Origin of the sequence: Cronobacter sakazakii (assembly GCF_000982825.1) — a bacterium.
In the GTDB taxonomy this organism is placed as follows: Bacteria; Pseudomonadota; Gammaproteobacteria; order Enterobacterales; family Enterobacteriaceae; genus Cronobacter; species Cronobacter sakazakii.
Map to the genome: position 1 here is coordinate 1,955,360 of NZ_CP011047.1, position 26,307 is coordinate 1,981,666.

The window sequence follows — 26,307 nt, forward strand, 5'->3', positions numbered from 1 at the left end:
GCTCACGCCATAAAGCGGCCAATAAAAAAGGTGCCTGAGGCACCTTTTTCGTTTCAGCATCCGCTGCGATTAACGCTTCGCGTCGAGCTTCGGCTTGTTATCCATATTGGTCAACACACCGTTGCTGTTGAAGGTCAGCGTCAGCGTCTGCTGCGTGACATCTTCGTGACCCGGCTGCTGGCGGAAAACGTAGAACCATGTATTGCTGCCGAACGGGTCCGTCATCATCGGCGTGCCCAGCGCGTAAGCAACCTGCTGTTGCGTCATGCCAATACGGACTTTAGCAATGTCGGTAGACGTCAGGTAATTACCCTGGTTTATGTCGGGGCGGTAAACCACTCGCTCCAGAGTAGAACAGCCTGCGGTCAACATGAGAAGGACCGCTGCGGCAGCAGTCAGCGTTTTACAGCGCATAGTGATTAGATTCCTTTTCGGGCCCGAGCAACACGCGGCTCATACATAATTAGCCGATGATAATAAACCTTCAGTCAGTTTAAAACCTTAAGGCGCTTCACTATGACCGTAGCGGAGGAAAAAAGTTAGCGCAAAAAGCGATTAAAGCACGCCACGCGCTTTTGTTGATGCTTTTCTGAGCGAAAACGCGGGGCGCAAAGCCCCGCCTGGGAGAAATTATGCTGCCAGCAGCTCTTTAGCGTTCGCCAGCGTATTGCGCGTCACTTCGCTGCCGCCCAGCAGACGGGCCAGCTCCTGCAGGCGCGCTTTTTTATCCAGCGGCTGCATATGGGTTTCGGTCATCGCGCCATCGGTCTCTTTGCTGACAAAGAAGTGGTGATGCCCGCAGCCCGCGACCTGCGGCAGGTGGGTAACGCACATCACCTGAGTGGATTCGCCCAGCTGGCGCAGCAGTTTACCCACCACGGCGGCGGTCGGGCCGCTGATACCCACGTCCACTTCATCGAAAATCAGCGCCGGGGTTTCCATCTTACGGGCGGTGATCACCTGAATCGCCAGCGCGATACGAGAAAGCTCGCCGCCGGAGGCCACTTTCGCAAGCGGCTGCAACGGCTGGCCTGGGTTCGTGGAGACGCGGAAATCGATGCGATCCGCGCCTTCCGCTGTCAGGTGATGCTCTTCAAACAGCACGTCGATGGTGAACTGGCCGTGCGGCATCGACAGCGAATGCATACTGTCGGTAATAAGCTGCGTCAGTTCGCGCGCATACACTACGCGACTTTCATGCAGCGCGTGCGCTACCGCCAGCGCCTGCTGGTGATGTTTGTTGACCGCCAGAGTCAACGTTTCCAGGCAATCGGCCTGGTCGTCCAGGAGCTGTTGCTCTTCAAGCAGCTTCTGGTGGAACGCGGGCAGCTCTTCCGGGGCGATATGGTGCTTGCGCGCAAGCGTGATTTGACGGGAGATGCGCTGTTCCAGCTCATACAGACGGTTCGGGTCGAGATCCAGGCGTTCGCAGTAGTGACGCAGTTCGTCGCTGGCTTCGCTCAGCTGGATGGCGGCCTCTTCAAGCATATTCAGCACGCCCGAGAGTTTGTCATCCATGCCGACGAGATCGGTCACCAGATTGCGTGCGCTGTAGAGCTGGCTTTGCAGATTGGCATCTTCCGCGTCGGCCAGCAGGTTTAACGCCTGCTGGCTGGTAGAAAGCAGCTGCCCGCTATTGGCTAAGCGTTTGTACTCTTCATCGATTTGCTCGAACTCGCCCGGCTGCGGGTTGAATTCGTTAAGCTCTTTTAACTGGTAGTGCAGCAGCTCGGCGCGCGCGGCGCGCTCCTGGCTTTGCTGCTGATGCAGGGCGAGATCGCGACAGCTTTGATGCCACTGGCGGTAGCTCTGCGCCATCTGTGCCATCAACTCGCCTTCGCCCGCATAGCCATCCAGCAGGCGTTTCTGATGCTCGGGTTTAAGCAGAAGCTGGTGGGCGTGCTGACCGTGGATTTGAATCAGCAACTGGCCGAGTTCTCGCAGTTGTGAGAGCGGCACAGCGGTACCGTTGATAAAGCCGCGCGAGCGGCCATCGCTGCTGATAACGCGGCGCAGCAGACACTCGCTGCCATCTTCAAGCTGGTTTTCTTCCAGCCAGCGCAGCGCGGCGGGCGTGTCTTTCAATGCAAAGCGGGCGCAGAGATCCGCGCGGCTGGCACCGGCGCGCACCATATCGCCCTCCGCGCGGCCACCCAGGCACAAACCCAGCGCATCGATCGCAATGGATTTACCGGCGCCGGTTTCGCCGGTGATGGCGGTCATCCCGGCGTTAAAGTCGATTTCCAGTTCACGAACAATAGCGAAATTACTGATGGTTAATTGTGCCAGCATAGCCGCCTTCCTGTATAAACTCACAGAGCTGTAATTGCATACAGTATAAACTGGTTTTATATACAGTAAAGTGGCTGATGCCGGTTTCAGAATAATTTTTTTGACCAGCCGAGTTTTGAGCTTAACGTGTTGAAATAGCTGTAATCCTTCGGGTGAATGAGGTTCAGCGGGTAGTCGCAGCGGCGTATAAACACATCTTCGCCTTCCTGGATAGGCAGCGCTATCTGGCTGTCGCAGCTGATTTCGAGATCGCTGCGCATGTTGGAAAAACGCAGGCGAATGGTGCTGCTGCTGTTAATCACCAGCGGACGTGCCGAGAGCGTATGCGGGAACATGGGCACCAGCGTGATGGCATCGAGCGACGGCGTGAGAATCGGGCCGCCTGCCGAGAGCGAATAGGCGGTGGAGCCGGTCGGCGTTGAGATAATCAGGCCGTCAGAGCGCTGAGAGAAGGCGAATTTTTCATCAATATAGACTTCAAATTCAATCATGTGCGCTACTTTTCCGGGGTGTAAAACCACTTCATTAATGGCGGTGCTGATGCGCTTCTGGCAATTTTTCTGGCAGACCTGCGCCTCCAGTAAAAAGCGTTGCTCGCGGATGTAATGACCTTCAAGCACGTCCGCCAGCTGCTGCTGGGCGTTGTCCGGGTCGAGATCGGTGAGGAAACCGAGATTACCGCGGTTGATGCCGATGACGCTGATATCGTAGCGCGCCAGAACGCGCGCGGCGCCGAGCATATTGCCGTCCCCGCCGACCACGACCGCCAGATCCGCCTGCTGGCCGATTTCCGCCAGCGTCCCGGTGCGGGCATCCGTGAGTTTTAACTCCTCGGCTATCTGCTGCTCGATAATGACGTCGTAGCCGCAATCTAAGAGCCAGCGCCAGAGCATTTCATGCGTCGTCAGCGCGGTAGGGTGGCGTGGATGTCCGACAATACCGATGCAGTTGAAATGGTTATTCATTTTCCTGGTCGTCCTTATAGGCGTGGAAAGGGGGACAATCTGTCTGCTTCCCTTGAAACCCGCAAACTGATCCCCATAATAATCCAGGTTAGCGATACGAATGCATAAACGCGGAGAATTTCATGAGTAGTAAAGAACAGAAAACGCCTGACGGGCAAGCCCCGGAAGAGATCGTCACGGAGCAGCATGAAGAGGTTGAGGCTGTAGAATCTGCCGAATCTGCTGAGCAGGTGGATCCGCGCGATGAAGAGATTGCCCGGTTGCAGTCGGAGTTAACGCAGGCCCAGAACCGCGAGCGCGACACTGTGCTTCGCATGAAAGCGGAGATGGAAAACCTGCGTCGCCGTACCGAGCAGGATATCGAGAAGGCGCATAAATTCGCGCTGGAGAAATTCATCAACGAGCTGCTGCCGGTCATTGACAGCCTCGATCGCGCGCTCGAAGTGGCGAACAAAGAAAACCAGGATATGGCCGCGATGGTGGAAGGGATCGAACTGACCCTGAAATCGATGCTGGATGTAGTGCGTAAGTTCGGCGTGGAAGTGATTGCCGACACCAACGTGCCGCTGGATCCGAACGTGCATCAGGCTATCGCCATGGTGGAATCGGAAGACGTTGCGCCGAACCACGTGCTGGCAGTGATGCAGAAAGGCTATACCCTGAACGGCCGCACCATTCGCGCCGCGATGGTGACCGTCGCGAAAGCGAAGGCGTAAGCCGCGTCGTAACGGACGTAGTAATGAAAAAGGCCAGTCATCGACTGGCCATTTTTTAATGGGGTAACGGTTAGTTGCCTTCCACGCTTTCCCGCAGCGGTTTTACCGGCGTTATCCGTACCTGTTTAATCATATTTTCCTGCACATCGAGAATATCGATATCGTACTGGTGCAGACGCAGGCGAATGCCGGCGGAGGGGATCTCCTCCAGCGCTTCGAGGATCATGCCGTTGACGGTGCGGGCTTCTTCTTCCGGTAAGCGCCAGTTAAACGCTTTGTTAAGCTCGCGCACGTTGGCGCTGCCTTCGATGATAACCGAGCCGTCGTTTTGCGGCGTGACTTCCTCAGCAAGCGTGGGTGACATCGAGGTGGTGAAGTCCCCGACAATCTCTTCAAGAATATCTTCTACCGTCACCAGCCCCTGAATATCGCCATATTCATTGACCACCAGGCCCACTTTCTTTTTATTGCGCTGGAATTTCACCAGCTGAACGCTGAGCGGCGTGCCTTCCGGCACGTAGTAGATCTCATCGGCGGCGCGCAGCATCACCTCTTTGGTGAACTCTTTTTTCTCGTTCATCTGCCGCCAGGCCTCGCGGATTCGCAGCATGCCGATAGCGTCGTCAAGGGATTCGCGATACAGCACGATGCGCCCGTGCGGCGAGTGGGTCAGCTGGCGGACGATGGATTTCCAGTCGTCGTTAATATCAATGCCGACGATATCGTTACGCGGCACCATGATGTCGCTGACGCTCACTTTTTCCAGATCCAGTACGGAGAGCAGCATGTCCTGATTGCGGCGCGAAATCTGCGAGCGCGATTCATGCACGATGGTGCGCAGCTCATCTTTGCTGAGCGCGGCGCTCACCACGTTATCCGCTTTAATACCGACCATACGCATCAGCACGCGCGTGATCATATTCAGCAGCCAGACCAGCGGCATCATGATGATTTGCAGCGGGCCGAGCAAAAAGCTGCTCGGGAAGGCCACTTTTTCCGGGTAGAGCGCCGCAACGGTTTTCGGCAGGACTTCGGCGAAAACCAGCACCACGAACGTCAGTACGCCGGTGGCGATCGCCACGCCCGCATCGCCATACAGACGCATGCCGACGATAGTGGCGAGCGACGAGGCAAGGATATTGACCAGGTTGTTGCCGATTAACACCAGGCTTATCAGCCGGTCGGGCTTACGCAGCAGGCGTTCCACCCGTTTCGCCGCGCGGTTGCCCTGCTTCGACAGGTGCCGCAGGCGATAACGGTTGAGGGTCATCATCCCGGTTTCCGAGCCGGAGAAGTAGGCGGAGACCACCACCATCACGATAAGCGTTACGATGAGTGTGGTGGTTGAGATATGTTCCAACGTATTGTCCTTTGAAGTTTAGCCAGCGAACTGCTGGATAACCCGGCTGCCGAAGTAGGCGAGCGTCAGCAAGGCGGCGCCTGCGACGTTAAACCACACTACGCGGCGGCCGCGCCAGCCTTCATGATAGTGTCCCCAGAGCAGGATGATATAGACAAACCATGCGACGATGGACAGCACCGCTTTGTCGATATTCTCCATGCTGAACATGTTGTGAAGATAGAACAGACCGGTGCAGAGCGTCAGCGTCAGCAGCACGACGCCCACCTGGGTGATATGGAACATCTTGCGCTCGATACCCATCAGCGGCGGCATGTCGGCGCTGAACACCAGCTTTTTGTTTTTCAGCAGATAGTCTATCCACGCCAGTTGCAGCGCGTAGAGCGCGGCGATAATCAGCGTCGCGTAGGAAAAGAGCGACAGGCCGATATGCACCATCATGCCGGGCGTGGTTTCCAGATGCGTAATGTATTCATTCGGCACGAAGGTCGCGAAGGCCAGGTTGATCAGCGCAAACGCGTAAACAATCGGCAACAGCAGCCAGCCGCGGTTTTTCGAGGCCACAATAGTCATCACGGTGCAGATCATCAGGCTGACCAGCGAACCGACGTTCAGCAGGCTGAGATTCTGGCCGCCGCTGCTGTCGTCCGGGAACAGTCGACCTTCCAGCGCCACGGCGTGACAGACGAGCGCTATCACCGCCGAAATTATCGCAAGACGACGCCACGCGCTGTTCTTGCGAAGCAGACCGGGAATGATAAGCGCCAGGCTTACCGAGTAGGCGACAAGCGCCAGCAGTGAAAAAACAGGCATATAGGATGTCGGATTAGCCAGAAGAGAAAGAGAAGCAGTATAGCGTTACGCGCCGCCTGCTCCAACCGTTGCATCACAACCAGGGCGGCTTCATGTTATACTGCGCCTCATTCTTACTCGGTGTCGCTGCGGCGGCCTAAAGTTACCCTTGGGCAAGAGATCATGTTTGATAATTTAACTGACCGTTTGTCGCGCACGCTGCGCAATATCAGCGGCCGTGGGCGCCTGACTGAAGACAACATTAAAGAGACGCTGCGCGAAGTGCGCATGGCGCTGCTGGAAGCCGACGTCGCGCTGCCGGTGGTGCGTGACTTCATCAACCGCGTAAAAGAGAAAGCGGTAGGGCATGAAGTTAACAAAAGCCTGACGCCAGGCCAGGAGTTTGTGAAGATTGTTCGTAACGAACTGGTGGCGGCGATGGGCGAAGAAAACCAGAGCCTGAATCTGGCCGCGCAGCCGCCCGCCGTGGTGCTGATGGCGGGCCTGCAGGGGGCCGGTAAAACGACAAGCGTCGGTAAGCTCGGTAAATTCCTGCGCGAAAAGCACAAGAAAAAAGTGCTGGTGGTTTCCGCGGACGTGTATCGCCCGGCGGCGATTAAACAGCTCGAAACGCTGGCGCAGCAGGTCGGCGTGGATTTCTTCCCGTCTGACGTCGCGCAAAAGCCGGTCGACATCGTTAACGCGGCGCTGAAAGAAGCGAAGCTGAAATTCTACGACGTGCTGCTGGTGGATACCGCCGGTCGTCTGCACGTCGACGAAGCGATGATGGACGAAATCAAGCAGGTTCACGCCTCTATCAAACCGGTGGAAACGCTGTTTGTGGTCGATGCGATGACCGGCCAGGACGCCGCCAATACCGCGAAAGCCTTTAACGAAGCGCTGCCGCTGACCGGCGTGGTGCTGACCAAAGTGGATGGCGACGCCCGCGGAGGTGCGGCGCTCTCGATTCGTCACATCACCGGCAAACCGATTAAATTCCTCGGCGTTGGTGAGAAAACCGAAGCGCTGGAGCCGTTCCACCCGGACCGCATCGCGTCGCGTATTCTCGGCATGGGCGATGTACTGTCGCTTATCGAAGATATCGAAAGCAAAGTCGATCGCGCGCAGGCGGAGAAACTCGCCTCCAAGCTGAAAAAAGGCGACGGCTTCGATCTGAACGATTTCCTTGAGCAGCTCAAGCAGATGAAAAACATGGGCGGCATGGCGAGCCTGATGGGCAAACTGCCGGGCATGGGACAACTGCCGGATAACGTGAAATCGCAGATGGATGACAAAATCCTGGTGCGTATGGAAGCCATCATTAATTCGATGACGATGAAAGAGCGCGCGAAGCCGGAAATCATCAAAGGCTCTCGCAAGCGTCGTATCGCGGCAGGCTGCGGGATGCAAGTGCAGGACGTTAACCGCCTTCTGAAACAGTTCGACGACATGCAGCGCATGATGAAGAAGATGAAGAAGGGCGGGATGGCGAAGATGATGCGGAATATGAAGGGGATGATGCCGCCAGGATTCCCTGGCCGCTAAAGGGCCTGGCTTGTTTGCCATTTTGGCACCAGGGTGTGCTCGCCATCCTCACGTACTACGTGTACACTCCGGTGGCTGTGCGCACGCCGGCACCGAACTGACTGCACCGCCGACGGCCTTTTACAGTGGGTGTATCAACTGCAGATTGCTTTTTCCTCAGAAATCAGTAAAATTTTCGGGCTTTTAATATGACGCCGGGCTCCGTTCCTCGATGGGGCCCGGTGTTTTATTCACACAAGAGGATGTTATGGTAACTATTCGTTTAGCACGTCACGGCGCTAAAAAGCGTCCGTTCTACCAGGTTGTCGTTACTGATAGCCGTAATGCACGCAACGGTCGCTTCATTGAGCGCGTTGGTTTCTTCAACCCGATCGCGAACGAGAAAGAAGAAGGCACCCGCCTGGATCTGGATCGTATCGAGCACTGGGTTGGCCAGGGCGCTACCGTTTCCGATCGCGTTTCCGCGCTGATCAAAGCAGCAAAAAAAGCAGCTTAATCTGTCACGGTGGTCATGATGAGCAAGCAAGACGCCGCTAAAGCCCCTGTTAACCCGATTGTTCTCGGGAAAATGGGTTCTTCTTACGGCATTCGTGGTTGGCTCAGAGTGTTTTCCTCCACCGAAGACGCTGAAAGCATTTTTGACTATCAGCCCTGGTTTATCCAGCAGGCGGGTCAGTGGCAGCAAGTACAGCTGGAAAGCTGGAAGCACCACAATCAGGACATGATTATCAAGCTGAAAGGCGTTGACGATCGTGATGCCGCGAATCTGTTGACCAATTGCGAAATTGTCGTGGATTCCTCGCAGTTGCCGGACCTCGAAGAAGGCGACTACTACTGGAAAGACCTTATCGGTTGCCAGGTGGTCACGACGGAAGGGTACAGCCTCGGTAAAGTCATCGACATGATGGAAACCGGGTCGAACGACGTTCTCGTCGTTAAGGCAAACCTGAAAGATGCGTTCGGTATCAAGGAGCGGTTACTTCCGTTCCTCGATGGGCAGGTTATCAAGAAAGTCGATCTCGCTACTCAAACCATTGAAGTAGATTGGGATCCTGGTTTTTAAACCTCCGGACAAACGGTAATAAACGGCGCTATGTGGATTGGCATAATCAGCCTGTTTCCTGAGATGTTCCGCGCGATTACCGATTACGGGGTAACTGGCCGGGCAGTAAAAAATGGCCTGCTGAGCATCGACAGCTGGAGTCCTCGCGACTTCACGCACGACCGGCACCGTACCGTGGACGACAGGCCCTACGGCGGCGGACCGGGGATGCTAATGATGGTGCAACCCTTGCGGGACGCCATTCACGCAGCGAAAGCCGCGGCAGGTGAGGGCGCAAAGGTGATTTACCTTTCACCTCAGGGACGCAAGCTTGATCAAGCGGGCGTCAGTGAGCTGGCGACGAACGAGAAGTTAATTCTGGTTTGTGGCCGCTACGAAGGGATAGATGAGCGCGTAATTCAGACCGAAATTGACGAAGAATGGTCAATCGGCGATTACGTTCTCAGCGGCGGCGAGCTACCCGCCATGACGCTGATTGATTCGGTCGCCAGGTTTATTCCGGGCGTACTCGGTCACGAAGCGTCGGCAACGGAAGATTCCTTTGCCGACGGGTTGCTGGATTGCCCGCACTATACCCGGCCTGAAGTGTTAGAAGGGATGGAAGTACCGCCAGTTTTACTGTCGGGGAACCATGCCGAAATCAGACGCTGGCGCCTGAAGCAGTCGCTGGGCCGTACCTGGCTTAGAAGACCTGAACTTCTGGAAAACCTGGCTCTGACTGAAGAGCAAGCAAAGTTGCTGGCGGAGTTCAAAACTGAACACGCACAACAGCAACATAGACATGATGGGACTGGCGACGCGTAAGCCGCTACCCGAAACATCAGTTTACCCAGGATAAGAGATTAAATTATGAGCAACATTATTAAGCAACTTGAACAAGAGCAGATGAAGCAGGACGTACCTTCCTTCCGTCCGGGTGATACCGTGGAAGTGAAAGTATGGGTTGTTGAAGGTTCCAAAAAACGTCTGCAGGCATTCGAGGGCGTGGTTATCGCTATCCGTAACCGCGGTCTGCACTCTGCATTCACTGTTCGCAAAATCTCCAACGGCGAAGGCGTTGAGCGTGTCTTCCAGACTCACTCTCCGGTAGTTGACAGCATTGCTGTTAAACGTCGTGGTGCTGTACGTAAAGCTAAACTGTACTACCTGCGTGAGCGCACTGGTAAGTCTGCTCGTATCAAAGAGCGTCTTAACTAAGATTCGCTTAAGCGACATCCGATATAAAAAGGGCTGGCCTGCGGGCTGGCCCTTTTTTTGTCGCTTTATCGCTTAAACTGAGTGTAAAGAGCAGCTGTTTCCCTTCCCATGCGTTAACCTTTTACATCCAAATCATTTACAATAAGCCTCCCTTTCTGGAGGTGCAGTGGGCAGCAACATCTTTTATCAGTCCGTGTTTCGTTATCGCGCAGCCATGCTTGCGCTGTTCGCGATCCTGCTGATTGTGGTGGCGCCGCTTATTTCTGTCAGCCTGCAAAAAGGCCCGATGAGCGCGATGCCCGGCATGCATCATGAGATGCCGATGGCGGATATGGGCGATATGGCTGATATGCATCAGGGGATGCATCACGAGAGGGCTGCCCCTGAGCCGATGTCTATGCCGGTCGATCATGCCGAAGCGTGCGGCTACTGCGTTTTACTGGCGCACGTGCCTGGCCTGTTGCTGGCGCTTGTACTGCTCATCTCCTTTATTCTCCAACGCGTGCGGTTGCCGGTTCCTCGCCCGGTGGCCAGGCACTGGCGTTTTTACCCGCGTCTCTGGCCCGATACCCGCGCGCCGCCGCGCCTGTCTGCTTTTTCCTGCTAAAAACCCCTGCGCCCTGGCGCAGCGATAACATCTGCTTTTAAAAAAGGAAAAGTATGACTTCCTGCACCCCGCGCGCGGCATGGCTCAACCTGCTGCGACGCCTTCATTTCTATATTGGTCTGTTTATCGGGCCGTTTATTTTCATCGCCGCGCTGACGGGCACGCTCTATGTCGCAACCCCGCAGCTGGAAAACTGGATCTATCGCGAGGCGCTGTCCGGCGCTACGTCGGGCACGCCTCTGCCGCTGGCGCAGCAAATCGCGGTGGCGGAGCAACAGACCGGCGGTAAGTTGCGCCTCTCTGCGGTGCGTCCGGCATTAACGCCTGGCGAGACGACGCGGGTGATGTTTGCTGACCCGTCGCTTGGTGAGTCGGAGTCGCACGCCATATTTATCGATCCGGTGACCCTTGCGGTAAAAGGCGACATGACCGTCTATGGCACCAGCGGCATTCTGCCCCTGCGCCAGTGGATAGACTATATGCACCGCTCGCTGTTGGCTGGCGACGTCGGGCGTGTCTACAGCGAACTGGCGGCCTCATGGATGTGGGTGGCGGCGCTCGGCGGGATCGCGCTCTGGTGCCTGACCCGCCCGAAACGGCGCATGAAAAACGCGTTTCAGAATACACGCCGCCTGCATACGGGCCTCGGCTGGGCGCTGCTTGCCGGTATGCTGCTCTTCTCTGCGACGGGACTCACCTGGTCGCAGTGGGCAGGCGCGAACGTCGATAAAATGCGCGCCGCGTTTGGCTGGCTGACGCCGCAGGTCAATACGCAACTGCATGGCGGGGCGCAGGAACACGATCCGCATGCGGAACACCATATGCATCACGGCACGATGGACATGCCAGCGCTGCACATTGATGCGCGTCAGTATGACCAGGTGTTGCAGGCGGCGAGAAACGCCGGTATTGACGCCCGCAGGCTGGAGATTCGTCCGCCGCGCGAGGCGGGGCGTGCCTGGACGGTAACTGAGATAGACCGTACCTGGCCCACGCAGGTCGATGCCGTGGCAGTGGACGGCGCCACGCTCCAGGTTATCGATGTCACACGCTTCGCGGATTACCCGTTGATGGCGAAGCTCACACGCTGGGGCGTCGATTTTCATATGGGCATTCTGTTCGGCCTGCTAAACCAGTTGCTGCTTATCACCTTTGGCATCGCGCTGTGCGTGGCAATTGTGCTTGGCTACCGGCTCTGGTGGTTGCGTCGCCCGCAGGGGCCGTTGGTTAGCCCGGCAGCGACGCTAAGCCAGGGCTGGCTGAATCTGCCGGTTGTCTGGCGCGTGGTGACACTCGCGGTAGTCATACTGCTGGGGCTGGCGCTGCCGGTCATGGGCATTAGCCTCGTTATAATATTGTTGATGGACTACTGGCGCTGGCGGCAGGGGCGTCGCGAACCGGTCGTTGAGAAAGGGCAATAATAACAGGGCGGGGAAACCCGCCTTTTCTTATTGTGGAAAGTAATAATTACACGTTCAGGCCCGGTAATCGCCATTTATTTTCCTATTGTAAAGTTATCGGTACGTTTTATGGATTGAAATCTTTACCATCTGTGATATTGTTAAATCCTCCTCGCAGAGGAAAACTATCGCAACGAGCAAACTTACAGGATCGCCATCATGCAAAAAGACGCGCTGAATAACGTTCATATCGCCGATGAACAAGTGTTAATCACTCCGGATCAACTCAAAGCCCAGTTTCCGCTGACCGTTGAACAGGAGGCGCAGATCGCGCGCACTCGCCAGACCATTTCCGATATCATCGCCGGTCGCGATCCGCGCCTGCTGGTGGTGTGTGGACCTTGCTCGATCCACGATCCTGAAGCTGCGATGGAGTATGCTCGTCGATTTAAAGCCCTGTCTGAACAGGTCAGCGATAGTCTTTACCTTGTCATGCGCGTCTATTTTGAAAAGCCCCGTACCACGGTTGGCTGGAAAGGGCTGATTAACGATCCGCATATGGATGGCTCGTTTGATGTGGAAGCGGGGCTGAAGATCGCGCGCCGCCTGCTGGTGGATCTGGTGAGCCTTGGCTTGCCGCTCGCGACCGAAGCGCTCGATCCGAACAGTCCGCAATACTTAGGCGATCTCTTTAGCTGGTCCGCGATTGGCGCGCGTACCACGGAATCGCAGACGCACCGCGAAATGGCGTCCGGCCTCTCAATGCCGGTTGGCTTTAAAAACGGTACCGACGGCAGCCTTGCGACTGCGATTAACGCGATGCGCGCCGCCGCGATGCCGCACCGCTTTGTCGGCATCAACCAGGCAGGCCAGGTGTGTCTGCTGCAAACGCAGGGCAACCCGGATGGCCACGTGATCCTGCGCGGCGGCAAAGCGCCGAACTACAGCCCGGCGGATGTCGCGCAGTGTGAAAAAGAGATGGAGCAGGCGGGTCTGCGTCCGGCGCTGATGATTGACTGCAGCCACGGCAACTCGAACAAGGACTACCGCCGCCAGCCGGGCGTCGCGGAATCCGCGGTGGCGCAGATTAAAGACGGCAACCGTTCTATTATTGGTCTGATGATTGAAAGCCACCTTCACGAAGGCAATCAGTCTTCCGAACAGCCGCGCAGCGCCATGAAATACGGCGTATCGGTTACCGACGCCTGCATTAGCTGGGAAACCACCGAGGCGCTCCTGCGCGAGCTTCATCAGGATTTGCGAGGGGCGCTGGCGGCGCGCCTGGCGTAAGGGGTTTAACGATGGTGGCTGAACTGACCGCGCTGCGCGATCAAATTGATGAAGTGGATAAGGCGCTGCTGGGGTTGCTGGCGCGCCGTCTGGAGCTGGTGGCGGAAGTGGGCGAAGTAAAAAGCCGCTACGGGCTGCCGATTTATGTGCCGGAGCGCGAAGCCTCTATGCTGGCGTCGCGTCGTCATGAGGCCGAAACGCTCGGCGTGCCGCCGGATCTTATCGAAGATGTGTTGCGGCGCGTGATGCGCGAATCGTACTCCAGCGAGAACGATAAAGGCTTTAAAACGCTTAACCCGGCCCTGCGTCCGGTGGTGATTGTCGGCGGCGGCGGCCAGATGGGCCAGCTGTTTGAAAAAATGCTCACGCTTTCCGGCTACCAGGTGCGCATTCTGGAGCAGCAGGACTGGCCACAGGCGCAGACGCTGTGTGCTGATGCCGGAATGGTGATTGTCAGTGTGCCGGTGCACCTGACCGAAGCGATTATCCGCAAGCTGCCCGCGCTGCCGGAAGATTGCGTGCTGGTCGATTTAACCTCGGTGAAAAACGTACCGCTCCAGGCTATGCTGGAAGCGCATTCCGGCCCGGTACTGGGCCTGCACCCGATGTTCGGGCCGGACAGCGGCAGCCTTGCCAAACAGGTAGTGGTCTACTGCGACGGACGTATGCCGGAGGCGTACCAGTGGTTCCTTGAGCAAATTCAGGTCTGGGGCGCGCGGCTGCACCGCATCAGCGCGGTCGAGCACGATCAAAACATGGCGTTTATCCAGGCGCTGCGCCATTTTGCGACGTTTGCCTACGGTCTGCATCTGGCCGAAGAAAATGTACAGCTGGAGCAACTGCTGGCGCTCTCCTCGCCGATTTACCGGCTGGAACTGGCGATGGTGGGCCGCCTGTTTGCGCAGGACCCGCAGCTCTACGCCGACATTATTATGTCGTCGCCGGGCAATCTGGCGCTCATTAAGCGTTACTACCAGCGGTTTGGCGAGGCGATTGGCCTGCTGGAGCAGGGCGATAAGCGTGCGTTTATCGACAGCTTCCGGAAAGTGGAGCACTGGTTCGGCGATTATGCGAAACGATTCCAGCAGGAGAGCCGCGCGCTGTTGCGCCAGGCAAACGACAGCCGCCAGTAACGCAAAATCCGCTTATACTCAAAAGCCAGCAGGCCAGTTCCGCTGGCTTTTTTTATGGCGAAAAAGGATGAACGAAATGGCGCAACCGCAGCTGTTGTTTGATTACACCGGCCACCTGCCGGAATGCCCGACCTGGGACGCGCAGGAGCAGGCGCTCTACTGGGCCGATATCCTGGAGCAGGAGATCCATCGCTACCAGCCGCAAAGCGGCGAACACCGCGTCTGGCAATTCCCGGAAGAGGTGGGATGCTTCGCGCTGCGTGAGAAGGGCGGCTTTATCGTCGCGCTGCGCAGCGGCATCTGGCTTGCTGACGAGCGGGGCATTCTGGGGCAGAAGATTTGCGATAACCCCAATAACCCGGCGCTGGCGCGCTTTAACGACGGCGGCACCGACCACGACGGACGCTTTTACGCGGGCACTTTCTGGGCTCCCGGTGACTACAAAGGCGCGCTGCTGGTGCGTGTAGACAATGATCTCAGCGCGCATGTTATCCAGAGTGATATTCACGGCGCGAATGGCCTTGCCTTCAGCCCTGACAGACGCTGGATGTATACCTCTGATACGCCGAAAGGCGTGATTTACCGCACGCCGCTTGATGAGCTCGGCGAGCCGGGCAAACGCGAGATTTTTAAAACCTTTGGCGAAGGCGAAGGCATTCCTGATGGCGCGGCGCTGGATGTGGAAGGCTGCTACTGGACGGCGATGTATGACGGTCACCGCATCGCGCGGTTTTCGCCAGACGGCGAGCAGCTTGAGGAGTATCGCCTGCCGGTGCGCTGCCCGACGATGGTCTGTTTTGGCGGCCCGGAGATGAAAACGCTCTATATCACCACCACGCGGGAAAATATGGATCTGGAGGAGCTGGAGAAGTTTCCGCTCTCGGGCGCGCTCTTTACGCTTGAGGTCAGCGTCGCAGGCCTGCCGAAGCCGCGATTTAAAGGATAAAAAAACGGCCGGATCTCCGGCCGTGTCTGGTTATGCCGGGTCGACCGGCACCACGTTTTCGCTCGGGTAACAGCCCAGTACTTTCATCGACCGGGTGATCTCCACAAGCTCTTTCAGCGCCTGCTGCATCGCAGCATCGTGGAGATTCGCCTGAACATCCAGATAGAACATCTCTTCCCACGGGTTGCCGTTAATCGGGCGCGATTCAAGCTTCGTCATAATCAGATTGTGATTACGCAGCACCAGTAACGCCTCTACCAGCGCGCCAGCCTGCTGGCCGGTGGCGATTAACAGCGTGGTTTTTGCCGGCACCTGATCGGATACGTTGATTGCCTTGCGGGCCAGCACCACAAAACGGGTGATGTTTTGCGTCTGGTTGGCGAGATTGCGCTCCAGCACCTGCAAACCGTAGAGCGCGCCGCCTGCTTCGCTGCCGAGCGCGGCGACATACGGAGAGCTGGCGTGCGCCACTTTCTCCATCGCGGCGGCGGTGCTTTCGCAATATTCGATTTTCCAGTTCGGGTAGCGCTTGAGGAACTGGCTGCACTGCTGGAACGGCTGCGGATGGCTGTAGACGGTTTCGATTTTCTCAAGCGTGGTGGAGGTGGAGACCAGCACGCAGTGATCGATAGGCAGCGTCAGCTCGCCGACAATCGACAGGCTGGTGTGTTGCAGCAGATCGTAGACATCGTTAATCGCGCCGGAGCTGGTGTTCTCAATCGGCACGACGGCGTAATCGGCCTGGCCCGTCTCCACCTGATTAAAGATATCGTGAAATTTTGCGCAGCCGCTTTCGATGAAGTGATCGAAATGGCGAGCCGCGTACTGGCGGGCGGCCAGGTGCGAGTAAGAGCCTTTCGGGCCGAGAAACGCGATGCGGGCGGAGTGCGGGTTGGTCTGGTTAAGATGCTGCTGGAGTAGCGCCTGCTGGGTAAGAACGGAGTCTTCGATGATCAGCTGAAAAAGCCGGGTGATGTAGTGCGCGTCGAGATGGTGAGTTTTGCCAAGGCTAATTAACCGCTCCAGTAAATCTCGCTCGCGATCGATATCCCTGACCGGACGATGGGTGGCGAGTTTCGCTTTGCCTACCTCAACCGCCAGCGCCCGGCGTTGCGCCAGCAGGGCGAGTAATTGTTCATCCAGCGCGCTGATTTTATCGCGCAGGGCCAGCAACGGGTTTTCCGCAGTCATAACGCCACCTTGTGTATAGCCATAAAAAAGGCCCCCCGGAGTGGGAGGCCTGTTAGTTCGTCTTCGCTTGCTTTCTGTACGACGACACGCCTCCCGTTCAGGGGAAGGTAAAAAAGAAAGCGAAGAAAAACGCGTGTTGCTTCATGAGAGATTCCTTAATAAGCATACCGGTAAAGTACCCGCACCCTTTTTGTTCTGTCAATAAAAAACGCGCCCGAAGGCGCGTGATAAAAGATGACGCTGATGTTTTTACTCTTCTTCTTCGACTTCGGCGAAGTTGGCGTCTTTAACGGAGCCTGTGGTGCGGCGGGCCTCGCCTTTGTGTTGCACCTTGTTCAGTTGCCTTTCCAGCTTGTTAATGAGTTCGTTAATGGCCGTGTACATATCTTCATGTTTGGCGCTGGCGACCAGATGGCCGTTAGGCGTATTGATGGTGGCGTCCGCGACGAACCCCTGGGGCTCTTTAGATAAAATGATATGCGGATTAATCAGATGAGTTTGCCATTTTTCAAGTTTGGCGAGACGGTCGGCGACGTGCTGGCGGATAGCGGGGGTGATTTCCATCTGTTTGCTGGTAATGTTCATTGTCATAAATGTTACCTCTTGTCTTTCCCGTCTTGGTAACTTCAGCATAACCGCCCCAGCGTCAATTTGCGTGATTCAGATCACTTTATTTTGTCACTTTTTGTCAATAAAACGTTTTTGTGAGTCAGGACAGGAAGAGGGCGGATTTCGCTTGTCGGCCTCGTTAAAAGCGGTCATAGTTGATGAGTTAACTCCACCGCCTTCTCTGTTTAAACCTTCATCAAATCCGTTTTTATGCCTCTTTTTTGGTCCGTATACCTTTTTTAAGAGCTCCTCGAAAGGCGCAGCTTCGGCAATAATGCGTCACTCATACCTGCCTAAATGCACGGCTCTTTACGTAAAAAGGATTGTTATGAAAGCCACCTTTCGGCTGACGGCGCTTCGTCGTCTCGCGCTCTGTGTGACGCTCGCCTGTGGCGCTGCGCCTGCCATCGGCGCGTCATTTGATTGTGATAAAGCGGGCACGCCTGTTGAACACGCCATCTGCCAGCAAACGTCGCTCGGCGAACTCGACAGCAAAATCAGCGACAGCTACCTGCGCGCGACAAGCAGCATGACCGCACAGGACGCCGCGGCGTTACGCACGGAGCAGCGCGCGTGGCTTAAAACGCGCAACGCCTGTGCGGGTAACGCGAGTGAACTTAACGCGTGTCTTATGGCGACCATGAAACCCCGCGCTGAACAGCTTGAGCGTATCGCGCGCCGCGCCACCCACGATTTCGATGCCGCGGTCAGTCTTATCCCTGCTTCACCGGCGACCGCCACGGATAAGCTGCGCCAGTATCAGACACCGCTCGCCTCCGCATGGCTGGTCTATCTCAACCGTTTCGTACCCGCCAGCGGCGTGACGGCGCAGGAGGCCAATAAGCGTCATCAGATGGCGCTGGACGGGCTTAAGGATGATGATTTCGCCTGGTCGGTGATGAAAGATATCGACAGCGACCCGAAAGAGGGCAAAGACCGGGCGGTGCTGACGCTGCTGCGTATGAATATCGAAAGGCTGGATTACGAAAACGATAGCGATCGCCCGTACGTCCACTGCTTTATTTTCCCGGCGCAAGGGCAGGCCGCTTATGAAGCGTTTGGGGCGCTGTATGGTTCATCACGCGATGGCGCAGCGCCAGTTTGTGCCCCTCAGGCTGCAATTTTCAGTACGCCCGCCTGGAAAGCGCTCGACGATGCGTTTTCCGATGCGCTGAGCAAAGCGAGTGAAGGCGCCGGGACGATTCAGCATGCCAGCTATGCGGACTGGCGTATTTTTGAGCTGCACGTGACCGTTAAGCCGGAGGATTACCTCAACCCTTCCGAACCGGCTCAAAAACCGCGGGATTCGGAAAAAGAGATCCGCGAGTGGAAAGACGAAGCGGCCTGGCCAAAAGCGCAGCGTGAAAAAGTGCTGGCGGCGCTTGAGCCTGCGCGTCAGGCAACGGCAGAGTGGTTGCAAAACGATCGCGGCTTTACGCCCGAAAACGCCCGTAAAGCGGCAGAGAACATCGTGCGCGAGTGGGTGGATGACCGCGTTACCTTTATTGACGGATCGACGTGGACCGGTGAGTAACGCCATAAAAAAAGCCAGCCCGCCGGGCTGGCTTTTTACGCTGATGTAAGGATCAGGAGCCGGTGTTATTCGCGGCGATAATTTTCGCCACTTTATCCGCCTGCGCGTTGAGCTGCAGCTCGCGATAGGCGTTTTCCATCAGGCCCAGCCCTTCATGGGTCGCCTGGGTATCCGGATAATCACGCAGCATACCTTCCACACGGTTCACAACGGCCACCCACGCGCCGCGTTTGGTGTAATATTGCGCAACGGAAAGCTCATATTTCGACAGACGGTCTTTCAGGTAGACCAGACGTTTAGTGGCGTCGGTAGCGTACTGGCTCTGCGGGTAACCACGAACCAGCTTCGAGAAGTCGCGGAACGCGTCGCGCGCATGCTGCGGATCGCGGTCGCTGCGATCGACGCCGAAGAAGCCCTGCAGCGCACTGTCATCAAGCGCCATATTGGCCAGGCCGCGCATGTAGATAACGTAGTCGATATTCGGGTGGGTCGGGTTAAGGCGAATAAAGCGGTCAATAGCGGCCTGGGCCAGCGGCAGATCGGCGTTTTTATAATAGGCGTAGATCAGATCCAGCTGTACCTGCTGAGAATATGGGCCAAACGGATAACGGTTATCTAACGCTTCCAGTTGCGTTATTGCCGCTTTCCAGTTACCGTCCTGCAGCTTTTGCTGCGCAGTCGCGTAGATCTCTGAAGGCGGATTATCGGGCACCTCTTCCTTAGAACCGGAGCAGCCCGCCAAAGCCAGGCTCAACGTGGCGGCTGCCACCAGATATTTCATGCGCGTCATGACGTTTTGACTTTCCTCAGATGTTATGCGGGAGTTTCACTGTTCCAGCTCCCGATTAAGACCAGCTACAATAGCACACTATATTAAACGGCAAAGCCGTAAAACCCAACGTTAACGAAGAAGCTGTATATGGCACAACGAGTACAACTCACCGCAACGGTGTCCGAGTCACAACTCGGTCAACGCTTAGATCAGGCTTTGGCCGAATTGTTCCCGGATTATTCACGTTCACGCATAAAAGAATGGATCCTTGACCAGCGCGTGCTGGTAAACGGCCAGATGTGCGATACGCCGAAAGAGAAAGTGTTGGGTGGGGAACGTGTCGCCATCAATGCTGAAATCGAAGAAGAAGCGCGCTTTGAGCCGCAGGATATCCCGCTCAATATCGTTTATGAAGATGACGATATTCTGGTTATCAACAAACCGCGCGATCTGGTGGTTCATCCGGGTGCCGGCAACCCGGACGGCACGGTGCTTAACGCGCTGCTGCACTATTATCCGCCTATCGCGGATGTGCCGCGCGCGGGTATCGTGCATCGTCTGGATAAAGACACGACCGGCCTGATGGTTGTCGCGAAAACCGTTCCGGCGCAGACGCGTCTGGTTGAAGCGCTACAGCTGCGTGAAATCACCCGCGAATATGAAGCGGTGGCGATTGGTCATATGACGGCGGGCGGTACGGTCAGCGAGCCTATCAGCCGCCACCCGACCAAACGCACCCATATGTCGGTGCATCCGATGGGCAAACCGGCGGTGACGCACTACCGCATCATGGAGCATTTTCGGATTCACACCCGCCTGCGTTTGCGTCTGGAAACCGGCCGTACGCACCAGATCCGCGTACACATGGCGCACATCACCCATCCGCTGGTGGGCGATCAGCTGTACGGCGGCCGTCCGCGTCCGCCGAAAGGCGCGAGTGAAGCATTTATTCAGGCGCTGCGTAAGTTCGATCGCCAGGCGCTGCACGCAACCATGCTGCGTCTTTATCACCCCATCAGCGGTATTCTGATGGAGTGGCATGCGCCTATTCCGCAGGACATGGTTGATCTTATCGACGCGCTGCGCGCCGACTTCGAAGCCCATAAAGACGACGTGGACTGGTTATGAAACTGATTACTCCGCAGTGGCCGCTGCCTTCGGGCGTCGCGGCCTGTAGCTCTACCCGCCACGGCGGCGTCAGCCTGCCGCCTTACGATGCCTTAAATCTGGGCGCGCACTGCGGGGATAATCCTGAACATGTCGAAGAAAACCGTCGCCGCTTTTATCAGGCGGCGAATTTCCCTTCATCGCCCGTCTGGCTTGAGCAGGTCCACGGCAACGCGGTGCTTCATCTCGACGGCGGGCCGTATCCCTCTAAGCGCGCGGATGCCTCTTATACCCGTGAGCGGGGAACGGTCTGCGCGGTGATGACCGCCGACTGCCTGCCGGTGCTGTTTTGCGAGTCGTCCGGCACGGAAGTGGCGGCGGCGCACGCAGGCTGGCGCGGGCTCTGCGAAGGCGTGCTCGAAGAGACCGTCGCCTGTTTTCGCGCGCCGCCCGCCACTATTCAGGCCTGGCTTGGCCCGGCGATTGGCCCGCAGGCTTTTGAAGTTGGTCCGGAAGTGCGCGAGGCGTTTATCGCTAAAGATCCGGCGGCTGCAGCTGCTTTTCGCCCGCACGGCGAGAAATATTTCGCCGATATCTATCTGCTGGCGCGCCAGCGTCTCGCGAAGATGGGCGTGACCGCCGTTTATGGCGGTGAGCGCTGTACGCATAGCGAAAGCCACGATTTTTTCTCGTATCGCCGCGACAGAACGACAGGTCGTATGGCAAGTTTCATTTGGCTGATATAACCTATTGAATCAAGACGATCCGGTACGGATAACTGACGCTCTACATAATTAAGGTCATTAACCTTGAATAATTGAGGGATGACCTCATTTAATCTCCAGTAGCAATTTTGACCTGTTATGGGAGGAGTTATGCGTCTGGATCGTCTTACCAATAAATTCCAGCTTGCTCTTGCCGATGCCCAGTCACTCGCACTGGGGCACGACAACCAGTTTATCGAACCCCTTCACCTCATGAGCGCCCTGCTAAATCAGGAAGGCGGTTCCGTTCGTCCTTTGCTGACATCCGCAGGCGTTAATGCCGGGAAGTTACGCACCGATCTCGACCAGGCGCTGAGCCGCCTGCCGCAGGTGGAAGGCACCGGCGGCGACGTTCAGCCGTCGCAGGATCTGGTGCGGGCACTGAATCTCTGCGACAAGCTGGCGCAGAAACGGGGCGACAATTTTATTTCCTCAGAGCTGTTTGTTCTGGCGGCGCTGGAGTCGCGCGGAACGCTTGCGGATTTACTTAAAGCTGCGGGCGCCACGACCGCGAACGTCACACAAGCGATTGAAAATATGCGCGGAGGCGAAACCGTGAACGATCAGGGTGCCGAAGATCAGCGGCAGGCACTGAAAAAATATACCGTCGATCTGACCGAGCGTGCCGAGCAGGGCAAGCTCGATCCGGTCATTGGCCGCGATGAAGAAATTCGTCGTACGATTCAGGTTCTGCAACGTCGTACCAAAAACAACCCGGTACTGATTGGTGAGCCTGGCGTCGGTAAAACCGCGATAGTCGAAGGGCTGGCGCAGCGTATCGTTAATGGCGAAGTGCCGGAAGGCCTGAAAGGGCGCCGGGTGCTGGCGCTCGATATGGGCGCGCTGGTGGCCGGTGCGAAATACCGCGGCGAATTTGAAGAGCGTCTGAAAGGCGTACTGAACGATCTGTCGAAACAGGAAGGCAACGTCATTCTGTTTATCGATGAGCTGCATACTATGGTCGGCGCGGGTAAAGCTGATGGCGCGATGGATGCGGGCAACATGCTCAAACCGGCGCTGGCGCGCGGTGAGCTGCACTGCGTAGGCGCCACGACGCTTGATGAATATCGCCAGTACATTGAAAAAGACGCCGCGCTGGAGCGCCGTTTCCAGAAAGTGTTTGTCGCCCAGCCGTCGGTGGAAGATACCATTGCGATTCTGCGTGGCCTGAAAGAGCGCTATGAGCTGCATCACCATGTGCAGATAACCGACCCGGCGATTGTCGCGGCGGCGACGCTGTCGCACCGCTATATTGCCGACCGCCAGTTGCCGGACAAAGCCATCGACCTTATCGATGAAGCGGCGTCCAGCATTCGTATGCAGATTGACTCGAAGCCAGAGGAACTTGACCGCCTCGACCGCCGCATTATTCAGCTCAAACTGGAACAGCAGGCGCTGATGAAAGAGTCTGACGAGGCCAGTAAAAAACGCCTCGATATGCTGAACGATGAGCTGTCGGATAAAGAGCGTCAGTATTCCGAACTGGAAGAAGAGTGGAAAGCGGAAAAAGCCTCACTCTCCGGTACGCAGACCATTAAAGCAGAGCTGGAGCAGGCGAAAATCGCCATCGAGCAGGCGCGCCGCGTGGGTGACCTGGCACGAATGTCTGAACTGCAGTACGGCAAAATTCCGGAGCTTGAGAAACAGCTCGCCGCCGCCACGCAGTCGGAAGGCAAAACGATGCGGCTGCTGCGAAATAAAGTCACTGACGCGGAAATCGCCGAGGTGCTGGCGCGCTGGACGGGTATTCCGGTCTCCCGCATGATGGAGAGCGAGCGCGATAAGCTTCTGCGTATGGAGCAGGATCTGCATCAGCGCGTGATCGGCCAGGATGAGGCGGTCGAAGCGGTGTCGAATGCGATTCGCCGTAGCCGCGCCGGGCTATCCGACCCGAACCGGCCGATTGGGTCGTTCCTGTTCCTCGGGCCGACCGGGGTGGGGAAAACTGAGCTCTGCAAAGCGCTGGCTAACTTTATGTTCGACAGTGACGATGCGATGGTACGTATCGATATGTCCGAGTTTATGGAGAAACACTCGGTGTCGCGTCTGGTTGGCGCACCTCCGGGATATGTCGGTTATGAAGAGGGCGGTTATCTGACTGAAGCGGTTCGCCGTCGTCCTTATTCCGTCATTCTGCTGGATGAAGTGGAAAAAGCGCACCCTGATGTGTTCAACATTCTTCTGCAGGTGCTGGATGATGGACGTCTGACGGACGGGCAGGGCAGAACGGTCGATTTCCGTAATACCGTGGTCATCATGACGTCTAACCTGGGTTCCGATCTGATTCAGGAGCGTTTCGGCGCGCTGGATTACGCGAGCATGAAAGAGCTGGTGATGGGCGTGGTCGGGCAGAGCTTCCGCCCGGAATTCATCAACCGTATTGATGAAGTGGTGGTATTCCATCCGTTAGGACAGAAACACATTGCCTCTATTGCGCAGATCCAGTTGCAGCGGCTTTATCAGCGCCTGGAAGACCGGGGATATGCGGTGCATATCTCGGATGACGCGCTGCAGTTGCTTGGTGAGAACGGCTACGACCCGGTTTATGGCGCGCGTCCGTTGAAACGTGCGATTCAGCAGCAGATTGAAAACCCGCTGGCCCAGCAAATCCTCTCCGGTGAGCTGGTGCCCGGTAAAACTATCGAGCTTATCGTGCGCGACAACCATATTGTCGCTGTGCAGTAACTCGCAAAAAATGAAAAACGGGCCCTGCGGGGCTCGTTTTTGTTTATAAACCAGGCAATGATGGTGGTTCCTCAGCCGTTCTGCCTGGAAAATGAACGATCGGAATTTTTTTTAAAATTACCTCTTGTCAGTTGAGAAGAACTCCCTATAATGCGCCTCCACTGACACGGCACAACGGCAAACGAGCCGGCCCGTCAGACAGACGAAAGCGAAAATAAACGCTTGACTCTGAAAAAGGAAAGCGTAATATACGCCACCTCGCGACAGCAGGCTGAATGCCGCGTCGCACCGCTCTTTAACAATTTATCAGACAATCTGTGTGGGCACTCGGGGCACTGATATCTTAACGTCCTCGGACGATAAACGAATATCAAGTCTCAAGTGAACAACAGTTAATTCATTACGAACTAACAGTTTAATTCTTTGAGCATCAGACTTTTAATTGAAGAGTTTGATCATGGCTCAGATTGAACGCTGGCGGCAGGCCTAACACATGCAAGTCGAACGGTAACAGGGAGCAGCTTGCTGCTCTGCTGACGAGTGGCGGACGGGTGAGTAATGTCTGGGAAACTGCCTGATGGAGGGGGATAACTACTGGAAACGGTAGCTAATACCGCATAACGTCTACGGACCAAAGTGGGGGACCTTCGGGCCTCATGCCATCAGATGTGCCCAGATGGGATTAGCTAGTAGGTGGGGTAACGGCTCACCTAGGCGACGATCCCTAGCTGGTCTGAGAGGATGACCAGCCACACTGGAACTGAGACACGGTCCAGACTCCTACGGGAGGCAGCAGTGGGGAATATTGCACAATGGGCGCAAGCCTGATGCAGCCATGCCGCGTGTATGAAGAAGGCCTTCGGGTTGTAAAGTACTTTCAGCGGGGAGGAAGGTGTTGTGGTTAATAACCGCAGCAATTGACGTTACCCGCAGAAGAAGCACCGGCTAACTCCGTGCCAGCAGCCGCGGTAATACGGAGGGTGCAAGCGTTAATCGGAATTACTGGGCGTAAAGCGCACGCAGGCGGTTGATTAAGTCAGATGTGAAATCCCCGGGCTCAACCTGGGAACTGCATTTGAAACTGGTCAGCTTGAGTCTCGTAGAGGGGGGTAGAATTCCAGGTGTAGCGGTGAAATGCGTAGAGATCTGGAGGAATACCGGTGGCGAAGGCGGCCCCCTGGACGAAGACTGACGCTCAGGTGCGAAAGCGTGGGGAGCAAACAGGATTAGATACCCTGGTAGTCCACGCCGTAAACGATGTCGACTTGGAGGTTGTGCCCTTGAGGCGTGGCTTCCGGAGCTAACGCGTTAAGTCGACCGCCTGGGGAGTACGGCCGCAAGGTTAAAACTCAAATGAATTGACGGGGGCCCGCACAAGCGGTGGAGCATGTGGTTTAATTCGATGCAACGCGAAGAACCTTACCTGGTCTTGACATCCAGAGAATCCTGCAGAGATGCGGGAGTGCCTTCGGGAACTCTGAGACAGGTGCTGCATGGCTGTCGTCAGCTCGTGTTGTGAAATGTTGGGTTAAGTCCCGCAACGAGCGCAACCCTTATCCTTTGTTGCCAGCGGTTCGGCCGGGAACTCAAAGGAGACTGCCGGTGATAAACCGGAGGAAGGTGGGGATGACGTCAAGTCATCATGGCCCTTACGACCAGGGCTACACACGTGCTACAATGGCGCATACAAAGAGAAGCGACCTCGCGAGAGCAAGCGGACCTCATAAAGTGCGTCGTAGTCCGGATTGGAGTCTGCAACTCGACTCCATGAAGTCGGAATCGCTAGTAATCGTGGATCAGAATGCCACGGTGAATACGTTCCCGGGCCTTGTACACACCGCCCGTCACACCATGGGAGTGGGTTGCAAAAGAAGTAGGTAGCTTAACCTTCGGGAGGGCGCTTACCACTTTGTGATTCATGACTGGGGTGAAGTCGTAACAAGGTAACCGTAGGGGAACCTGCGGTTGGATCACCTCCTTACCTGAAAGATACAACCTCGCGTGCTCACACAGATTGTCTGATAGAAAGTAAAGAAGCAAAACCTCTACAGGCTTGTAGCTCAGGTGGTTAGAGCGCACCCCTGATAAGGGTGAGGTCGGTGGTTCAAGTCCACTCAGGCCTACCAACTCCGCAGGAGTTGAAGAGGTTTAACTACGATGGGGCTATAGCTCAGCTGGGAGAGCGCCTGCTTTGCACGCAGGAGGTCTGCGGTTCGATCCCGCATAGCTCCACCATCACTTCAGAGTGTACTCAGTGAGTATACTGCGAAGTATTTGCTCTTTAACAATCCGGAACAAGCTGAAAATTGAAACAGACACGCTGCTGTATTTCTCCGTAA

General features: G+C 56.3%; 24 protein-coding genes, 2 tRNA genes, 1 rRNA gene and 1 other annotated feature. Of the genes, 18 read left to right on the forward strand and 9 right to left on the reverse strand.

The genetic code is table 11. The features are described 5' to 3' along the window. Nucleotides 1-69: 69 nt before the first annotated feature. From bamE to nadK, 3 genes are all read right to left on the reverse strand, one after another. Nucleotides 70-414: an outer membrane protein assembly factor BamE gene (gene bamE / locus CSK29544_RS09210; protein WP_004387956.1), complete on the reverse strand. Its 345-nt coding sequence runs from the start codon at nt 412-414 to the stop codon at nt 70-72. Nucleotides 415-630: 216 nt separating this feature from the next. Next, nucleotides 631-2,292, reverse strand: coding sequence for a DNA repair protein RecN (recN, locus tag CSK29544_RS09215; protein WP_007896285.1), 1,662 nt, complete (start codon nt 2,290-2,292; stop codon nt 631-633). Nucleotides 2,293-2,378: 86 nt separating this feature from the next. Next, the gene (nadK, locus tag CSK29544_RS09220; protein ID WP_004387957.1) at nt 2,379-3,257 is read right to left on the reverse strand and encodes an NAD(+) kinase; all 879 of its coding nucleotides are present in this window, start codon (nt 3,255-3,257) and stop codon (nt 2,379-2,381) included. A gap of 122 nt (nt 3,258-3,379) precedes the next feature. Here nadK and grpE point away from each other — a divergent pair, with 122 nt between their 5' ends. Next, nucleotides 3,380-3,973, forward strand: a complete 594-nt coding sequence (grpE, locus tag CSK29544_RS09225; RefSeq protein ID WP_004387959.1) for a nucleotide exchange factor GrpE — start codon at nt 3,380-3,382, stop codon at nt 3,971-3,973. A gap of 70 nt (nt 3,974-4,043) precedes the next feature. Here grpE and CSK29544_RS09230 read toward each other — a convergent pair whose 3' ends face one another. Together CSK29544_RS09230 and CSK29544_RS09235 are read right to left on the reverse strand one after the other, a co-directional pair. Then, nucleotides 4,044-5,333: an HlyC/CorC family transporter gene (locus CSK29544_RS09230; protein ID WP_014728249.1), complete on the reverse strand. Its 1,290-nt coding sequence runs from the start codon at nt 5,331-5,333 to the stop codon at nt 4,044-4,046. 18 nt (nt 5,334-5,351) lie between these two features. After that, the gene (locus CSK29544_RS09235) at nt 5,352-6,146 is read right to left on the reverse strand and encodes a cytochrome C assembly family protein (protein WP_007795757.1); all 795 of its coding nucleotides are present in this window, start codon (nt 6,144-6,146) and stop codon (nt 5,352-5,354) included. Between the two features lie 162 nt (nt 6,147-6,308). Here CSK29544_RS09235 and ffh point away from each other — a divergent pair, with 162 nt between their 5' ends. The 10 genes from ffh to CSK29544_RS09285 all read left to right on the forward strand — a co-directional run bounded on the left by ffh (nt 6,309) and on the right by CSK29544_RS09285 (nt 15,306). Further along, complete coding sequence (ffh, locus tag CSK29544_RS09240) at nt 6,309-7,670, forward strand: signal recognition particle protein (RefSeq protein ID WP_004387961.1); 1,362 nt, start codon at nt 6,309-6,311, stop codon at nt 7,668-7,670. A 247-nt stretch (nt 7,671-7,917) separates the two neighbouring features. After that, nucleotides 7,918-8,166 (forward strand): 30S ribosomal protein S16, encoded by a 249-nt coding sequence (gene rpsP / locus CSK29544_RS09245; protein WP_004385557.1) that lies wholly within the window; start codon nt 7,918-7,920, stop codon nt 8,164-8,166. 18 nt (nt 8,167-8,184) lie between these two features. Continuing rightward, on the forward strand, nt 8,185-8,733 hold the full coding sequence (rimM, locus tag CSK29544_RS09250; protein ID WP_007870198.1) for a ribosome maturation factor RimM: 549 nt from the start codon (nt 8,185-8,187) through the stop codon (nt 8,731-8,733). 30 nt (nt 8,734-8,763) lie between these two features. Continuing rightward, on the forward strand, nt 8,764-9,537 hold the full coding sequence (trmD, locus tag CSK29544_RS09255; RefSeq protein ID WP_004385559.1) for a tRNA (guanosine(37)-N1)-methyltransferase TrmD: 774 nt from the start codon (nt 8,764-8,766) through the stop codon (nt 9,535-9,537). Nucleotides 9,538-9,582: 45 nt separating this feature from the next. Beyond that, nucleotides 9,583-9,930: a 50S ribosomal protein L19 gene (gene rplS, locus CSK29544_RS09260; protein WP_002914145.1), complete on the forward strand. Its 348-nt coding sequence runs from the start codon at nt 9,583-9,585 to the stop codon at nt 9,928-9,930. A gap of 166 nt (nt 9,931-10,096) precedes the next feature. Next, nucleotides 10,097-10,537 carry a DUF2946 domain-containing protein gene (locus CSK29544_RS09265; protein ID WP_007896295.1) on the forward strand — a complete coding sequence of 147 codons (441 nt, stop codon included), beginning with the start codon at nt 10,097-10,099 and terminating at the stop codon, nt 10,535-10,537. Nucleotides 10,538-10,590: 53 nt separating this feature from the next. Next, nucleotides 10,591-11,958: a PepSY-associated TM helix domain-containing protein gene (locus CSK29544_RS09270; RefSeq protein ID WP_007896298.1), complete on the forward strand. Its 1,368-nt coding sequence runs from the start codon at nt 10,591-10,593 to the stop codon at nt 11,956-11,958. A gap of 198 nt (nt 11,959-12,156) precedes the next feature. Continuing rightward, complete coding sequence (gene aroF / locus CSK29544_RS09275) at nt 12,157-13,227, forward strand: 3-deoxy-7-phosphoheptulonate synthase AroF (RefSeq protein ID WP_007896300.1); 1,071 nt, start codon at nt 12,157-12,159, stop codon at nt 13,225-13,227. Nucleotides 13,228-13,238: 11 nt separating this feature from the next. After that, complete coding sequence (tyrA, locus tag CSK29544_RS09280) at nt 13,239-14,360, forward strand: bifunctional chorismate mutase/prephenate dehydrogenase (RefSeq protein WP_007896302.1); 1,122 nt, start codon at nt 13,239-13,241, stop codon at nt 14,358-14,360. A gap of 76 nt (nt 14,361-14,436) precedes the next feature. Further along, nucleotides 14,437-15,306, forward strand: a complete 870-nt coding sequence (locus tag CSK29544_RS09285; RefSeq protein ID WP_411814039.1) for an SMP-30/gluconolactonase/LRE family protein — start codon at nt 14,437-14,439, stop codon at nt 15,304-15,306. 30 nt (nt 15,307-15,336) lie between these two features. On the opposite strand, the gene pheA is transcribed toward CSK29544_RS09285, so the two are convergent. The 3 genes from pheA to raiA form a co-directional block, all read right to left on the reverse strand. Further along, nucleotides 15,337-16,497, reverse strand: coding sequence for a bifunctional chorismate mutase/prephenate dehydratase (gene pheA, locus CSK29544_RS09290; RefSeq protein WP_007896306.1), 1,161 nt, complete (start codon nt 16,495-16,497; stop codon nt 15,337-15,339). 21 nt (nt 16,498-16,518) lie between these two features. After that, nucleotides 16,519-16,643: a sequence feature (Phe leader region), on the reverse strand. Next, complete coding sequence (pheL, locus tag CSK29544_RS24740; protein WP_192961017.1) at nt 16,595-16,642, reverse strand: pheA operon leader peptide PheL; 48 nt, start codon at nt 16,640-16,642, stop codon at nt 16,595-16,597. (Overlaps the previous feature by 48 nt.) A 103-nt stretch (nt 16,644-16,746) precedes the next feature. After that, nucleotides 16,747-17,088 carry a ribosome-associated translation inhibitor RaiA gene (gene raiA, locus CSK29544_RS09295; protein WP_004385565.1) on the reverse strand — a complete coding sequence of 114 codons (342 nt, stop codon included), beginning with the start codon at nt 17,086-17,088 and terminating at the stop codon, nt 16,747-16,749. Between the two features lie 346 nt (nt 17,089-17,434). Between raiA and CSK29544_RS09300 the strand changes: the two genes are divergently transcribed. Continuing rightward, the gene (locus CSK29544_RS09300; protein WP_007896311.1) at nt 17,435-18,640 is read left to right on the forward strand and encodes a lysozyme inhibitor LprI family protein; all 1,206 of its coding nucleotides are present in this window, start codon (nt 17,435-17,437) and stop codon (nt 18,638-18,640) included. A 52-nt stretch (nt 18,641-18,692) separates the two neighbouring features. Here CSK29544_RS09300 and bamD read toward each other — a convergent pair whose 3' ends face one another. Further along, nucleotides 18,693-19,430, reverse strand: coding sequence for an outer membrane protein assembly factor BamD (bamD, locus tag CSK29544_RS09305; RefSeq protein WP_007896314.1), 738 nt, complete (start codon nt 19,428-19,430; stop codon nt 18,693-18,695). Nucleotides 19,431-19,559: 129 nt separating this feature from the next. Here bamD and rluD point away from each other — a divergent pair, with 129 nt between their 5' ends. The 6 genes from rluD to CSK29544_RS09335 all read left to right on the forward strand — a co-directional run bounded on the left by rluD (nt 19,560) and on the right by CSK29544_RS09335 (nt 26,203). Then, complete coding sequence (gene rluD, locus CSK29544_RS09310) at nt 19,560-20,540, forward strand: 23S rRNA pseudouridine(1911/1915/1917) synthase RluD (RefSeq protein ID WP_029039581.1); 981 nt, start codon at nt 19,560-19,562, stop codon at nt 20,538-20,540. After that, the gene (yfiH, locus tag CSK29544_RS09315) at nt 20,537-21,265 is read left to right on the forward strand and encodes a purine nucleoside phosphorylase YfiH (RefSeq protein ID WP_029039580.1); all 729 of its coding nucleotides are present in this window, start codon (nt 20,537-20,539) and stop codon (nt 21,263-21,265) included. The genes rluD and yfiH overlap by 4 nt, the downstream gene beginning before the upstream one ends. Nucleotides 21,266-21,394: 129 nt before the next feature. Continuing rightward, on the forward strand, nt 21,395-23,968 hold the full coding sequence (clpB, locus tag CSK29544_RS09320) for an ATP-dependent chaperone ClpB (RefSeq protein WP_007870142.1): 2,574 nt from the start codon (nt 21,395-21,397) through the stop codon (nt 23,966-23,968). A gap of 439 nt (nt 23,969-24,407) precedes the next feature. Next, nucleotides 24,408-25,949, forward strand: a 16S ribosomal RNA gene (locus CSK29544_RS09325). Nucleotides 25,950-26,017: 68 nt separating this feature from the next. Then, nucleotides 26,018-26,094 (forward strand) — tRNA-Ile (locus CSK29544_RS09330). A gap of 33 nt (nt 26,095-26,127) precedes the next feature. Further along, nucleotides 26,128-26,203: transfer RNA gene (locus tag CSK29544_RS09335), tRNA-Ala, on the forward strand. Nucleotides 26,204-26,307 lie beyond the last annotated feature (104 nt).